General features: G+C 64.3%; 13 protein-coding genes. 7 read left to right on the top strand and 6 right to left on the bottom strand.

Features of this window, described 5'->3' with window-relative positions; translation table 11 throughout:
- Nucleotides 1-118: 118 nt before the first annotated feature.
- A complete protein-coding gene (locus ACVWZ4_RS24920) occupies nt 119-2,026 on the bottom strand; it encodes an acyl-CoA synthetase (protein WP_456741416.1) in 1,908 nt (635 codons plus the stop codon).
- A 248-nt stretch (nt 2,027-2,274) separates the two neighbouring features.
- Between ACVWZ4_RS24920 and ACVWZ4_RS24915 the strand changes: the two genes are divergently transcribed.
- Entirely contained in the window at nt 2,275-3,366 is a 1,092-nt protein-coding gene (locus ACVWZ4_RS24915) for a SecDF P1 head subdomain-containing protein (protein WP_456763701.1), read from the top strand.
- Between the two features lie 255 nt (nt 3,367-3,621).
- Entirely contained in the window at nt 3,622-4,428 is an 807-nt protein-coding gene (locus ACVWZ4_RS24910; RefSeq protein ID WP_456790376.1) for a Crp/Fnr family transcriptional regulator, read from the top strand.
- Nucleotides 4,429-4,435: 7 nt separating this feature from the next.
- On the opposite strand, the gene ACVWZ4_RS24905 is transcribed toward ACVWZ4_RS24910, so the two are convergent.
- Nucleotides 4,436-5,077: a glutathione S-transferase family protein gene (locus ACVWZ4_RS24905; RefSeq protein ID WP_456741414.1), complete on the bottom strand. Its 642-nt coding sequence runs from the start codon at nt 5,075-5,077 to the stop codon at nt 4,436-4,438.
- A 63-nt stretch (nt 5,078-5,140) separates the two neighbouring features.
- On the bottom strand, nt 5,141-5,692 hold the full coding sequence (locus tag ACVWZ4_RS24900) for a cytochrome b (RefSeq protein ID WP_456790375.1): 552 nt from the start codon (nt 5,690-5,692) through the stop codon (nt 5,141-5,143).
- Nucleotides 5,693-5,861: 169 nt separating this feature from the next.
- On the opposite strand from ACVWZ4_RS24900, the gene murI reads away from it, so the two are divergent.
- From murI to ACVWZ4_RS24875, 5 genes are all read left to right on the top strand, one after another.
- Nucleotides 5,862-6,659: a glutamate racemase gene (murI, locus tag ACVWZ4_RS24895; RefSeq protein WP_456741413.1), complete on the top strand. Its 798-nt coding sequence runs from the start codon at nt 5,862-5,864 to the stop codon at nt 6,657-6,659.
- Nucleotides 6,660-6,719: 60 nt separating this feature from the next.
- Nucleotides 6,720-7,493 (top strand): HpcH/HpaI aldolase family protein, encoded by a 774-nt coding sequence (locus ACVWZ4_RS24890; protein WP_456735597.1) that lies wholly within the window; start codon nt 6,720-6,722, stop codon nt 7,491-7,493.
- A gap of 99 nt (nt 7,494-7,592) precedes the next feature.
- On the top strand, nt 7,593-8,360 hold the full coding sequence (locus ACVWZ4_RS24885; RefSeq protein WP_456738630.1) for an acyltransferase: 768 nt from the start codon (nt 7,593-7,595) through the stop codon (nt 8,358-8,360).
- Between the two features lie 197 nt (nt 8,361-8,557).
- Nucleotides 8,558-9,175, top strand: coding sequence for a 30S ribosomal protein S4 (rpsD, locus tag ACVWZ4_RS24880; RefSeq protein WP_456704395.1), 618 nt, complete (start codon nt 8,558-8,560; stop codon nt 9,173-9,175).
- An 88-nt stretch (nt 9,176-9,263) separates the two neighbouring features.
- Nucleotides 9,264-10,331, top strand: coding sequence for a threonine aldolase family protein (locus tag ACVWZ4_RS24875; RefSeq protein WP_456741412.1), 1,068 nt, complete (start codon nt 9,264-9,266; stop codon nt 10,329-10,331).
- Here the strand turns inward: ACVWZ4_RS24875 and ACVWZ4_RS24870 are convergent, their stop codons facing one another.
- The 3 genes from ACVWZ4_RS24870 to ACVWZ4_RS24860 are packed head-to-tail and all read right to left on the bottom strand — an operon-like array spanning nt 10,332 to nt 13,480.
- A complete protein-coding gene (locus tag ACVWZ4_RS24870) occupies nt 10,332-11,594 on the bottom strand; it encodes a serine hydrolase domain-containing protein (RefSeq protein WP_456741411.1) in 1,263 nt (420 codons plus the stop codon). It lies immediately after the preceding gene.
- Nucleotide 11,595: 1 nt separating this feature from the next.
- Nucleotides 11,596-12,882, bottom strand: coding sequence for a serine hydrolase domain-containing protein (locus ACVWZ4_RS24865; protein WP_456741410.1), 1,287 nt, complete (start codon nt 12,880-12,882; stop codon nt 11,596-11,598).
- Nucleotides 12,883-12,925: 43 nt separating this feature from the next.
- Nucleotides 12,926-13,480 (bottom strand): O-acetyl-ADP-ribose deacetylase, encoded by a 555-nt coding sequence (locus ACVWZ4_RS24860; protein WP_456741409.1) that lies wholly within the window; start codon nt 13,478-13,480, stop codon nt 12,926-12,928.
- Nucleotides 13,481-13,482: the final 2 nt, after the last annotated feature.

Raw genomic sequence — 13,482 nt, 5'->3', positions numbered from 1 at the left:
TGCCGGGACAACTCAGCCTCGACACCCTCAATCGGGCCAGCAGGGCGGATTTCGTCGCGGCGCTCGGCGAGACCTATCGCGGCAGTTGAGGCGCTGGCGAGCCCGGCGCTGCCGTCACCTACGCGTGCACGATCTCATGCCGCATCACGAAAGGTGCGAGCAGCGCGTGCACTTCGCCGGCGACGACCTCGCGCTGATCAGCAGGCAAGCCTGTCAGCGTCACGGTCGCGATCGAGCCATGGCTGCCATGCGCACCGACCTTCACCTTGCAGTCGATGCCGCGCTCGATCAGCGGCATCAGCACCTTGGTGAACACGCGCTGCGCCGCGTCCCAGCGCAGTTGCGGCTTGAACACCTTGCCGACGCCGGTGACCGGCATCGGGTCGATCGGAATGACCTGCACCGGAACGGCGGCGCGTTCCGGCGTGCGCTCGCGCACCCAGGTCTCCAGCTCGCCCGGCTCGACGGACGCGCCCGGCTTCAACTGCACATAGCCGACCGGCAGCTCGCCGGCATAGGCATCGGGCTGGCCGACCACGGCGGCAAAGCCGACCGCAGGATGGCGAAACATGATCTCCTCGATCGGCGCCGGATCGATGTTGTGGCCGCCGCGGATCACGAGGTCCTTGGCGCGGCCGGTGATCCAGAGATAGCCGTCGGCATCGAGCCGCCCGAGATCGCCGGAATTGACCCAGACGTCGTCGACGAAGGCACCCTTGTTGTGGGCGTCGTTGAGATAGCCGCCGAACACGCCAGGCCCGGCCATGATGACGACGCCGATCTCGTCAGGCTTGCAGTCGCGGATCAGGTTGCCCTCGGCGTCGAGCTGCACGATGCGGACGCGGGCATAAGGCATGGGAAGGCCGACCGAGCCGAGCCGTATCGGTCGTGACGGATAGGCGAGCGTGTGCACGCTCGATGTCTCGGTCATGCCGTAGACCTCGACCACCGGCAGCTTCAATTTCTCTTGGATCGCAGACCCGACGGCAACCGGGATCGCCGAGCCTCCGCCGGCCGCATATTTCAGGCTGGAGATGTCGGCATTGCCTGGAGGCACCGCGAGCGCTGCGGCCAGAACCGTCGGCACGCTCGACAGTGCCTCGACCCTGAAGCGCTCGACCAGGGCCCAGATGTTCTTCACCGCGTTCGGATTGCGCCAGCCGCTCGGCGACAGCACCACCAGCGAGCCGCCGGCAGAGAGTGTCAACAGGACCTGCGTCAGCGATCCGCCAACGTGAAACAGCGGCATGCCGAACAGCATGTTGCCACCGGGCTTGGACTTCAACAGCAGGTTCAGCGCCCAGGCCTGATAGACCTGGTTGGCATGGGTGTGCCGCACCAGCTTCGGCGTGCCGGTGGTGCCGCCGGTGTGGAAATAGGCGGCGACGTCGCTGCCGAGAATGTTGCGCCCGCTGACAAGCCGGTCGGACGGTTGCTGCTTGATCAGATCGTTGAACGCGAAAATTCCGTTCGCGGGATCACCGTGGCCTGCCACCTGCACAATCGCCTTGAGGTGCTTGAGTTGCGGGCGGATCTGCTCGACCTTCTGCCAGATATCGGTCCCCGGCATCGGTCCGAGGGCCACCAGGATCTTCGTCTTCGCCGCTTCCAGGATTTCCGCGATCTGGTGCGGCTCGAGCAGCGGGTTGACGGGGCTGGCGATGCCGGCGGCCTCCGCTCCGAACAGCGTCACGAAGGCATCGGGCAGCAGCGGCAGCATGAAGGAGATGACGTCGCCCTTCTCGACGCCGAGCGCGTGAAACATGTTCGCGGCCTGCGTCACGCGCGCGATCAAGTCGCGGTAGCTGACCACAACGGGCGCGTCGGCCGGATCGGCATTTTGCAGAAACTGGATCGCCGCGCCGTCGGGATTGCGCGCAGCACCGAGCTTGATGGCATCATAGGTGCTCTCGGCCGCAACGCGATCGGCGTAAGGGACCTGCTCGAAGACCCGGACCTCCTCGTCCGTCAAGAGCTCCGGATATTCGTTGCCGATGAGCCGATCGAGCGCGTGGATGCCCGCCATGGAATTCCGTCCTCCCCCCAGCTGTCGTCCCTCGCCGCCTCTCTATGACATTTGGTTCGGCGGGGCCGCGACCGATTGACCGGTCGAGCAGGACCACAATGATGGATGATTTGGCGTTCGTCCATTGCCTGCCGGCTGCGGCGATAAACCTCGCCTGAGAGGCTTTGAACCTCCCTGCCCGATCCAGGTACCAAAGAACTGGAGTTGAGCTCGTCCGCCAGCGTCCTGCCGCAAGACTTGAGGTGACCATGACTACGCCCTTGCGGGACCGCGCCACGCGGCTGACCCTCGCGCTCGCCATGGCATCGGCGATCGCCCTGCCGCGTACAACGCTCGCAGAGGACAGCCAGTTCGACAAGATGCGCGCCAAGATCGTCGCCTTCGTCGGCGACAAGATGGAAAAGCTGGGCGGGTCGCGCATCGTCTACGGCGTGGACGGCGACGGCTTGCGCGAGAGCGTCGTCACGGATTTGCGCGACGACGTTTACGGCACCTTGCATGCCGGGCATATCGCCTTCTCCGACCTTGCGATCCGCGATGGCGGCGTCGAGCTGAAGATCGCCGACGCCAAAGATCGCGAGCAACTTGCGCGCAAGCTCGCCTCCGCCGCAGAGCGGCTGCCATCGCGCCTGATATCCGTGACCGATCGCGGCGACGGAGCAGTCAGGCTCACGCCGACCGATGCGGCATCCGCCGCGCGGCTGCACGACCTCGTCGAAGACTCCATCGCCATGATCGAGCAACGTCTCAAGGACGCCGGCGTAAAGCCTGTCAGCGTCGCCCCTGAGGGCACCGACCGGATCCGCATCTTCCTGCCTGGCGTCACCGACCCCGACCGTATCACCGCGATCTTCGCGCGGAAGGTCAAGGTCAGCTTCCGGCCGGTCGATGTTTCGATGACGCCGGAGCAGGCGCAATCCGGCAGCCCGCCCGAAGGCTCCGAGATCCTGCTCGGCTTCAAGGACAAGCGGCCCTACCTGGTGACCAAGGAGAGCGCGCTCGACGGCGAGGACATCAATTATGCGGCGCCCGGCGTTGTGACCGGCATCAACGGCGCCAAGGATCCGATCGCCCAATTCCGCTTCAATGGGCGCGGTACGCGGCGCTTTGCCCACGTCACCGCGGAGAACGTCGGCAGGCCCCTGGCCATCGTGCTCGACGACAAGGTGATCTCCGCGCCAGTGATCCGCGAACCGATCGCCGGCGGCTCGGGCCAGATCTCGGGCAATTTCACTCTCGAAGAGGCCAACAGTGTCGCCATGCTGTTGCGTGCCGGCGCCCTGCCCGGGCATCTGACCCTCGTCGAACAGCAGGTCATCCAGCCCGCCGCCAAGCCATAGCACCCACCGGGCCATTTCTTAGCGCCGCCGCCCGCCCCGGATGCCTAGCTCTGCCTGCGGCGCCAACCCGAATCACGGGCCGCGCCGGGATCATGCGCGCAACCAACGGGCAATTGCCGAAACCGCCGATCGGGCTAAAATTCGTCCCTTGCAGCAGGGCGACCGAAAGTTTCTTTCAAGCGGTCGTCATTCGATTTCGGCTATACGTGCCGCGGATACCGACCAGGACTAGAGGCCTTACGCAGGGATAGTACCATGCCGTCCGGCAGCGCAGACATTTCCTTGATCCTCGACCGCATTCTGGATGCGGCGACGGACAACCTCAGGATCGCGAAGATCCTGGTCCAGATGGGCCTCGACCCCAACAACGTCACCTGGGACGCGATCTTCAACCGGATGCTGGAGATCTTCGTTCACAACATCACGCTGGCCAACATGTTCGCCGCGGTCGGCGCCGTCTTCTTCGTCGCCACCCTCCTGATGCGGACGATGGTCCCCTTGCGCGTCGCCAACATGGTCGGTTGCGCTTTCTTCGCCATTTTCGGCGCGCTCTCGGCCAACGTCTCGACGTTCCTGCTGTATCTGCTCCTGCTTCCGATCAACGCTCTTCGCCTGCGGCAAATGCTCAAGCTGGTGAAAAAGGCGCGGCATGCGGCCGAAGGAGACATGTCGATCGAGTGGCTCAAGCCGTTCATGACCGAGCGCAAGTACCGCCATGGCGACACGCTGTTCAGGCTGGGCGACCCGGCCAAGGAGATGCTCCTCACCGTGACCGGCAAATTCCTGGTCAAGGAGATCAACGTCGAGATCGGCCCGGGCGCTCTCATGGGCGAGCTCGGCTTCCTGACGCCCGACAACCGGCGCACCGGAACCATCGAATGCATCGAGGACGGACAGGTGCTGACGATCACCTATGACCGCCTGCTCGAGATCTACTTTCAGGATCCGCAGTTCGGCTATTACTTCCTGGTGCTGACCAGCCAGCGGCTCCTGCAAAACATCGATCGCTTGCAGAAGCAGCTGGCGGCAGCCCGGACAGCGACCACGAACAAGATCGCCTGATCGCCGCTCAGCTCAGCAGCAGCGCCATGCCGGGATCACCCTTCTCCATCGCGCGCCGGTAGGCGGGACGCGAACCGACGCGGCCGAGATATCTGACCACATTCGGGCAGCGCGCGAGATCATAGGGCTGGAAATAACGCATCGTCGTCAGCGAGAAGCCGATCATGATGTCGGCCGTCGTGAAGCTGCTGCCGGCCAGATATTCGGCCTCGCGCACGCGCGCATCGACCAGATCGAAGGCGCGATCGACCCGCGCCTTCGTGGCGGCCAGCATGGGATTGTCATCGGTGAGCTTGAGCCGGTTCAACAGCATCAGCCGGCCCATGCCGGCCTGCAAGGTGCCGTTCGCGAAGTGAAACCAGAACAGGAATTGCGCAAAGTCGGGATCATCGGCGCGGAGAACGAGTCGACCGTTGCCGTATTTGGCGATGATGTAATCGACGATAGCGCCGGATTCGGCGAGCACGAGATCGCCGTCCGTGATGACCGGCGCAGTTCCGATCGGATGCAGCGCCTTGTAATCCGGCGGCGCCAGCATGGTGACGGAATCCCGCGCGTAGCGCTTCAGCTCGTAGGGCATCCCGAGTTCCTCGCAGAGCCAGACGATGCGTTCGGATTGCGATCTGCCGAGGTGATGGACGGTGAGCATGAGCGTCTCCTGACGAGATGAAGCAAACTGACGCCAGATCCTAACCCGTGGAGAGACCGCGCTCTATCCCACCTCGTTGGTCACCATCCGCGCCACGACACGGTCACGGCGGATGAAGTGGTGCCAGAGGGCGGCGACGAAGTGGACGGCGATCAGCGCCAGCAGCACATAGGCAAAGAAAATGTGCCGGTCCTCGAAGGCGTCCGCTGCCGCCTTGTCCGGGGAGGTGAATTGCGGCACGTGAAACAGGCCGAAGAAGTCCGAATAGTTGGTCGCACGCGCGCCGGAATGCGCCCAGCCCAACATCGCGACCAGGATCACCCCGAGATAGAGCGCGCCCTGGCTGACGCGGGCCGCAATCCTCTGCCAGTGCAAGGACTCGGCCGGCAGCGCCGGCGTCGGGTTGATGGCGCGCCAGGCCAGGCGCAGCACCGTGAGCAGCAGGATCACGTAGCCGATGTCGGCATGGATCGAGCGGTAGAAGAATTTGTCGGCGCGCGCCGGAATGTGATTCATCCACCAGCCGAAGCCGATCATGCCGATGATCGCCGGTGCCAGGCCCCAGTGAAACCACCGGGCAACGCTGCCCCAGCTATTCCCAGTATTTCTGATCATGTCGGCTCCCGGACAGTTGCGGATATCCCACCGCAGCGCGGCACGGCTGCTGATAGCGGGAACATGCGGGATACGCGAAATTGAATCGTTCCAAACTGGGCGGCGGGCCGATCCCGCCGCAAAACCGCCCAAAAACCGAATGGTAACCATCAGGCCTTAAGGTAACGACGTGACCCATTCCCCGACGATCCTGGTATTCGATTCCGGCCTTGGTGGCCTCACGGTGCTGCGTGAGGTGGTGGCCGCACGCCCGGATGCGCATTATACCTACGTCGCCGACGACGCCTTTTTCCCCTATGGCCATCACAGCGAGGACGAAATCGTCGCCCGCGTCGTGCCGCTGATGGGAGAGCTGATTGCCGCGCATAGGCCCGACCTGGTGGTGATCGCATGCAACACCATGTCCGTTTCGGTCATGAGCCATTTACGCGCGGCCTATCGCGTGCCGTTCGTCGGCACGGTGCCGGCGATCAAGCCGGCCTGCGCGCAGTCGAAGACCCGCCGCGTCTCGGTGCTCGGTACGAAAGCGACCGTCAAACGCGAGTACACCCAGGCGCTGATCCGGGATCACGGCCAAGGCTGTGAGGTGACACTGGTCGGCTCGCCCGAACTCGCCACGCTCGCCGAGGCTGCGCTCAGCGGCACCACCGTCGACGACGGCGACATTTTCGCGGAGCTGAAACCTTGCTTCGTCGGAAACCCCGAGGATAGGACTGCGCGCACCGACACGATCGTGCTCGCCTGCACTCATTATCCGCTGCTGCTGGACCGGATGGAGCGGCTGGCGCCCTGGCCGGTGGAGTGGATCGATCCGGCACCGGCCATTGCGCGCCGCGTCTCCGACCTGCTTGGCCCGAGCAATGGCGGCATGGCCCAATCGGGCGCCGAGATGATTTTCACGTCGAACCGCGTGCATGGCCTCAGCGCCACGCTGATGCCGTTCTTCGGCGGCCGCGCGCTGGCCTGACTTTTCTCAGCCAGGGCGCGCTGCTAGGCTGCGCCGTCGTCATCGCGCGCAAGGTCATTCATGCCGGTCCCCGCAAAGCCGCTCAACCGCCTCCGCCAGATGTGGAACGAAGGCCGCCCCGCCTTCGGTGCGATCGCAACGATCCCGAGCGTGCAGATGGTGCAGATCATGGCGCGCTCGCTCGACTGGATCATCGTCGATCTCGAGCACGGACCGATCGGCCTCACCGAAGCCCATGCGATGATCGCGGCGACGACGGGCACGCCGTGCACGCCGCTGGTGCGGATAGCCGCGAACGAGCCCTGGCTGGCGAAGGCGCCGATGGACATCGGCGCGTTCGGCATCAATTTCCCGATGATCACCAATCGCGACGAAGCCGACAAGGCGGTGCGGAGCGTGCGCTATCCGCCGCGGGGTGACCGCCTCTGGGGCCCCTTCCACGCGCCGTTCCGCTGGGGCCAGTCGATGCCCGACTACATGGCGTCAGCCGACGAGGAGATGATCTGCATGATCACCATCGAGCATGTTGAGGCCGTCAACCGCATCGACGAGATCATGGCGACGCCGGGCATCGACGTCGCGGTCATCGGCCCCGGCGATCTCGCCACCTCCATCAACAAGCGCGGTCAGATGGACGATCCGGAATTGCTTGCGCTGATCGCGCGTGCCGAAGCCGGCATTCTCAACAGCGGCGTGCCGATCGGCGGCGTGGCGCGCACCGCCGACCAGGCCAACCAGCTGATCGACCGCGGCTACCGTGCGATCGCGCTCGGCTTCGACTGGTCGCTGTTCCAGCGCGGCATCATGGCCGCGTTCGACGGGATCAAGCGCTGAACGGTGGACTCGGCCATTATGGCTTGCCGGGACCGGCAGTGCTGCTAGGGTCGCCGCCGCTCGCCGCCCCTGATGTCAGCCCGCGGGAACCGAAGAACGATGCGCGGTCAACCCAAGAAGATTTCGCTTCCGCGCCGACTGATTGTCGACCTCATGCGCGCCTCGATGGGCGTGCCATTCGTCTCGCTCTCGCGTTCACTCGATATCCGCCCCCTGCTGGAGGCGCGCGCTGGTGCGGCCGCGCCCGCCGGCTGGGCCGCTATGTTCGTCAAGGCCTTCGCACTGGTGGCCAGGGACGAGCCGGTCCTGCGAACCGTTTACGCCAAATGGCCCTGGCCTTCGTTCTACGAGTTCCGCAATAGCGTGGCGTCGGTTGCGATTGCCCGGGTCGAGAACGGCGAGGAATGCGTGATGCCGCAGCGAATCGCAGCCCCGGAGGCCATCACGCTGGCTGCGATCGACGCCGAGATCCGCCGCGCCAAGACGGCGCCGGTCGACGACGTCCCCATGTTCCGCAAGATCATGCGGGTCACCCGGCTGCCCCTGCCGCTGCGGCGGCTATTCTGGACGGTGGGCCTGAATTTCGGCCGCCAGCGCGGCAATTGGTTCGGCAGCTTCGCGGTGAGCTCGGTTTCGGCCTATGGCGGCGGCGAACTCCACCCCATCACACCAGGCCCCTTCATCGTCAGCTACGGGCTGGTCAAATCCGACCAGACCATCCATGTGGTGATCCGCTGGGATCACCGGGTTACGGATGCGGCTCCCATCGCCCGGGTCCTGACCCGGCTGGAACAGGTCCTGAACACTGAAATTGCTGCGGAATTGCGTGCGGCCGGCCCCACGCCGATCCGGGCGGTCAGGACCTGAATCCGGGCCATTCGCATTGACAGCGAACCCCAAACTCCCCTAAAAGCCCCCTGCTCGCGGGCCGATTTCGGCCCGCGAAGCGTTTCGCGACCCGTGGTCCTTTCCCTTAAGCTTTGGGGATCGGACCTGTCAGTGCCGGGCTAGCCCGTCACCCAGGAGGGCGCGTTTCCTCAAACCATGCAACCCAAGAGGACGCGATGACTAAGCGCAGTGAGGCGAAGTACAAACTCGATCGCCGTATGGGCCAGAACATCTGGGGCCGCCCGAAGAGCCCCGTGAACCGCCGCGAATATGGCCCCGGCCAGCACGGCCAGCGCCGCAAGGGCAAGCTCTCGGACTTCGGCGTGCAGCTGCGCGCCAAGCAGAAGTTGAAGGGCTACTACGCCAACATCAGCGAGCGCCAGTTCCACGGCATCTATGTCGAGGCCAGCCGTCTCAAGGGCGACACCGGCGAGAACCTGATCGGCCTGCTCGAGCGTCGTCTCGACGCCGTCGTGTACCGCGCCAAGTTCGTCTCGACGATCTTCGCGGCCCGCCAGTTCATCAACCACGGCCACATCAAGGTGAACGGCCGCAAGGTCAACATCTCGAGCTACCAGATCAAGGTGGGCGACGTGATCGAGGTCAAGGAAGCCTCCAAGCAGCTCGCCCACGTTCTCGAGGCGAGCCAGCTCCCCGAGCGCGACACCCCCGACTATCTCGAAGTCGACCACGGCAAGATGACCGCCAAATACGTGCGCGTCCCCGGCCTCTCCGACGTGCCGTTCCCGGTGCAGATGGAGCCCCATCTGGTCGTCGAATTCTATTCGCGCTAAGATCTCACTATCGAAAGGCCCCGGTTCGCCGGGGCCTTTTTGCTTAAGAGCCGCATTTCAGTGGCCGCACTGCCCATAGGAGCCGTCCATGCTCTACACCCCTCCCCCGATCGATCCCAAGGCGCCGCCGGTGCGCATCAATCTGCTCTCGGACACGCAGACCAAGCCGACGGCTGCGATGCGCGAGGCGATGGCGCGGGCTGAAGTGGGTGACGAGCAGGTGGGTGACGATCCGACCGTGAATGCGCTGTGCGAGCGCGTCGCTGATCTGATGGGCAAGGAGGCGGCGGTCTACATGCCCTCGGGCACGATGTGCAACGTGACAGCGACGCTGGTGCATTGCCGTCCCGGCGACGAGATTCTCGCGCATGAAACCGCGCACATCATCGCCCGCGAAGGCGGTGCGCATGCCGCGATCGGCGGCTTCCAGGTGACGCAGCTCAAAGGCGCCGACGGCCAGTTCACGCCGGAGACGTTCCGCAAAGCTCTGCACCCGCGCACGCGCTACCAGCCGACGCAGAGCGTCGTCAGCGTCGAGCAGACCGCCAATATCGGCGGCGGCTCGATCTGGAAGAAGGCTGCGCTCGACGAGATCGTCGCGATCGCCAAGCAACATGGCCTCGTCACGCATATGGACGGCGCGCGTCTGCTGAATGCCACAGTCGCGAGCGGCATCTCGCCTCGGGAGATGACGGCGGGCTGGGATTCGGCATGGATCGACTTCTCCAAGGGCCTGGGCGCGCCGATCGGCGGCGTGCTCGCGGGCACGCGTGCCTTCATCGACGCCGTCTGGCAGTGGAAGCAGCGCCTCGGCGGTTCGATGCGGCAGGCTGGCGTATGTGCCGCGGCTTGCATCTACGCGCTCGATCATCACGTCGAGCGGCTCGCCGACGACCACGCCAATGCGCGCGCACTGGCCCGCGGGCTCTCGCAGATCTCAGGCATCGAGGTGCAGGAGCCGGAGACCAATCTCGTGTTCTTCAAGCCCGACGGCGCCGGCGTACCCGGCGACAAGATGGTCGTGGCATTGCGCCAGCGCGGCGTGACCCTCGCGATGATGGACGGCCGCATCCGCGCCTGCACCCATCTCGACGTCAATGCGAGCCAGATCGAGGAAACGATCGGCTACGTCAGAGAGATCGTTCGCGGCGCATGATCACCGCCCCATCGCCTGGTAGATCAGCGTCTTCAGCGCGAGCTGGATGCGGCCGCGCTGCGACGGCGTCTGCACCATGAAGATCCCGAACAGGTCGTCTTCGGGGTCGATGAAGAAGAAGGTGCCGCCGACGCCATCCCAGCGATATTCGCCAACCGGCCAAGAGGTGCCTGGTGGTACCGACGTGCGCACGGCGACGCCGAGGCCATAGCCCGAGCTCTCGCCGGGATAATAATTCCTGTCGCGCTCGACATGGGTTTCAGGACCGACGTGATCGGACGTCATCACGGCGATAGTCTCGGGCTTGAGGTAGCGTCGGCCATCAAGCGTGCCGCGGTTGAGCAGCATCTGTGAGAAGCGCGCGTAGTCGCCGATGCTGCCGACGAGTCCGCCGCCACCCGACTCCCATTTCAGTGGCTTCCTAATATCGCGAACCTCAGTCATCGGGCTGATCGCGCGGTCCTGCGGCATCGGCTCGGCGATCCGCGGCCATTTGGCGGGATCGGCGACATAGAACGCGGTGTCCTTCATCCCGAGCGGATCTAGCAACCGCTCCTTCGCGAATTGGTAGAGCGATTCCCCTGAGATCACCTCGATGATGCGGCCGAGCACGTCGGTGCCATGGCCGTAATCCCAGATCGTGCCGGGCTGTTCGGCGAGTGGCAGCGCGGCGATCTTCGCGACGAATTCGGCGTTGGTCCTGTCCTTGTTGTCGAACAGACCGGCATCGGCATAGAGCTTGTTCACCAGGTCTCCGCCATAATAGCCATAGGGGATACCGGCTGTGTGGCGCATCAAATCCTCGATCGTCACAGGACGATTGAGCGGCTCCAGCTCGAGCGAGACCTTGTTGTCCTCGGCCTTCTTCTCGACGCCGACCTTCATGTCGGCAAAGGCCGGAATGTATTTGGAGACGGGATCGTTGATCGCGAGCTTGCCCTCCTCGACCAGCATCATCGCCAGCACGGAGGTGACCGGCTTCGACATCGAATAGAGCCGGAAGATCGTGTCGGCGCTCATCGAGATCTCGGTCGCGACATCGCGGACGCCGAAATTCTCGTAATAGACCGGCTTGCCGTGCTGCTGCAGCAACAGGATCGCGCCCGGAATCTTGCCGGTCGCGATCTCGTTCCTGATGTAGTCGGAGACTTTGGCCAGACCCTCGGGCGTGAAGCTGTGCGCGCGATCCTCGGAGCCCGCCTGCGCACCGACCACACCCAGCAAAAGAACGAGTGCCGCGAAGAGCGCGCGGCGCCCGAACATGTCAATTCTCCATGGATTCATAGACCAGTTGCTTCAAAGTCCGCTGGATACGCTGGCGCTCGCTCGGGGTCTGCTCCAGCAGCACGAAGAACATGTCCTGCTTGGGGTCGATCACGAAATAGCAGCCGGAGGCGCCGTCCCACTTCAATTCCCCGAGATCGCCGGGCGGCGGCGGTTTGGCGTTGCCGGGATCGGTACGGACGGCGAGGCCCAGGCCGAAGCCGAAACCGTCACCGGGGAAGTAGAAGTAGTCGCGGTCGACGCCGGAGCCTGGCCCGACCTGGTCGGTCACCATCAACTTGAACGTCTCCGGCTTGAGGATGGTCTTGCCGTCGAGAGAGCCGCCGTTGAGCAGCATTTGCGCAAAGCGTTCATAATCGGCCATGGTCGTCACCATCCCGCCGCTGGCGAACTGGATCTTCTTGACGACGGTCGGATCGTTGATCCGGCCGACCCGGAAATCGCTGTCGTTCGGCACCGGCTGCGCCAGAAGCTTTTGTTTCTCGGGATCGGTGACGAGGAAGCCGGTGTCGACCATGCCGAGCGGGCCGAGCAGCTTCTCCCGCTCGATATCGAGCAACGGCTTGCCGGCCGCAACTTCCATGACACGCGCCAGAATGTCGGTGGAATGGCCGTATTGCCAGAGTGCGCCCGGCTGATTGTGCAGCGGCAGTTTTGCGATGCGCTCGGCGAACTCGGCGAGGTCGAAATCGCCGGCATAGATGTTGGCGTCACGATAAGCCTTGCGAACGAGACTGTCGCCGTAAAAGCCATAGGTGATGCCCGACGTATGGGTCATCAGATCGTGCACGTTCATCGGCCGGTTCGGGGGCACCAGCTCGAGCGATCTGGTGCCGTCCTCGGCCTTCTTCTCGACACCGACCTTCACGTTGGCAAAGGACGGAATGTACTTCGAGACGGGATCGTCGAGCTTGATCTTACCTTCCTCGATCAACTGCATCGCGGCGACGGAGGTGATCGCCTTGCTCATCGAGAACAGGCGGAAAATTGTCTTGTCGGTGATTGGCGCTTTGCTGACCACGTCCTGCACGCCGAAGGCTTCGTGGTAGACCGGTTTGCCGTGCTGCTTGATCAGCACGGTGGCGCCCGCGATCTTGCCGGTCGCGACCTCGTTGTTGAAGAACTCGCTGATCTTGCCGAGCTTGTCCTGATTGAAATGCGCTCCGGCCGGAATCTCGTAGGTGCCTTCCGCGCGCGCAAGCGACATCGTGCCAAATGATATGAGCGCGCCACAGACCAGCCCACGTAGTCCAGTATTTGAAATCATATCCCCTCCCCGGAACATGGCCGAGCCGAGTGTACTTGCCGCCTCATGAGGCACAAGGGCTGCCGTACCGCGCCAAAGCGTCCCTGTGGAACGCGGCACTCGCCTCCGAGAAACAACAAAATATGACGTGTCCGACCGTCGGCGCGGCCGGCAGCGCGTCGATCGTCGCTTGGACCGCGATCTTCGCGGCCTGCTCGGCCGGAAATCGATACACGCCGGTGGAGATTGCAGAGAATGCCAGCGAGGTCAGCCCATTGGCGTGCGAGAGCTCGAGCGCACGACGATAGCAGGAACTGAGCGCCTCGGCCTCACCGCGCTCCCCGCCATACCAGACAGGGCCGACCGCATGAATCACATGGCGCGCGGGCAGACGATAGCCCTTCGTGATTTTGGCATCACCGGTCGGGCATCCTCCGAGCGTCCGGCACTCGGCCAGCAGTTCGGGTCCCGCAGCGTCGTGGATCGCGCCATCGACGCCGCCCCCGCCAAGGAGCGACGAATTGGCCGCGTTGACAATGGCGTCAACGCTCAGCGTGGTGATGTCGGCAACAATGACGTCAAGCTGGACAGCGCCGATCCGGCGCGTCAGCACCGTCACGG

The sequence above is a fragment of the Bradyrhizobium sp. USDA 4472 genome, assembly GCF_054058595.1.
This window is presented reverse-complemented; position numbering and strand designations above follow the sequence as displayed.

Bases quoted from the DNA above. Each gene is read 5' to 3' on its own strand.
- ACVWZ4_RS24920 (WP_456741416.1), bottom strand. From the start codon at position 2,026: ATGGCGGGCATCCACGCGCTCGATCGGCTCATCGGCAACGAATATCCG.
- ACVWZ4_RS24910 (WP_456790376.1), top strand. From the start codon at position 3,622: ATGCCGTCCGGCAGCGCAGACATTTCCTTGATCCTCGACCGCATTCTG.
- ACVWZ4_RS24870 (WP_456741411.1), bottom strand. From the start codon at position 11,594: ATGTTCGGGCGCCGCGCGCTCTTCGCGGCACTCGTTCTTTTGCTGGGT.
- rpsD (WP_456704395.1), top strand. From the start codon at position 8,558: ATGACTAAGCGCAGTGAGGCGAAGTACAAACTCGATCGCCGTATGGGC.
- ACVWZ4_RS24875 (WP_456741412.1), top strand. From the start codon at position 9,264: ATGCTCTACACCCCTCCCCCGATCGATCCCAAGGCGCCGCCGGTGCGC.
- ACVWZ4_RS24905 (WP_456741414.1), bottom strand. From the start codon at position 5,077: ATGCTCACCGTCCATCACCTCGGCAGATCGCAATCCGAACGCATCGTC.
- ACVWZ4_RS24885 (WP_456738630.1), top strand. From the start codon at position 7,593: ATGCGCGGTCAACCCAAGAAGATTTCGCTTCCGCGCCGACTGATTGTC.
- ACVWZ4_RS24915 (WP_456763701.1), top strand. From the start codon at position 2,275: ATGACTACGCCCTTGCGGGACCGCGCCACGCGGCTGACCCTCGCGCTC.
- ACVWZ4_RS24865 (WP_456741410.1), bottom strand. From the start codon at position 12,882: ATGATTTCAAATACTGGACTACGTGGGCTGGTCTGTGGCGCGCTCATA.
- ACVWZ4_RS24900 (WP_456790375.1), bottom strand. From the start codon at position 5,692: ATGATCAGAAATACTGGGAATAGCTGGGGCAGCGTTGCCCGGTGGTTT.
- ACVWZ4_RS24890 (WP_456735597.1), top strand. From the start codon at position 6,720: ATGCCGGTCCCCGCAAAGCCGCTCAACCGCCTCCGCCAGATGTGGAAC.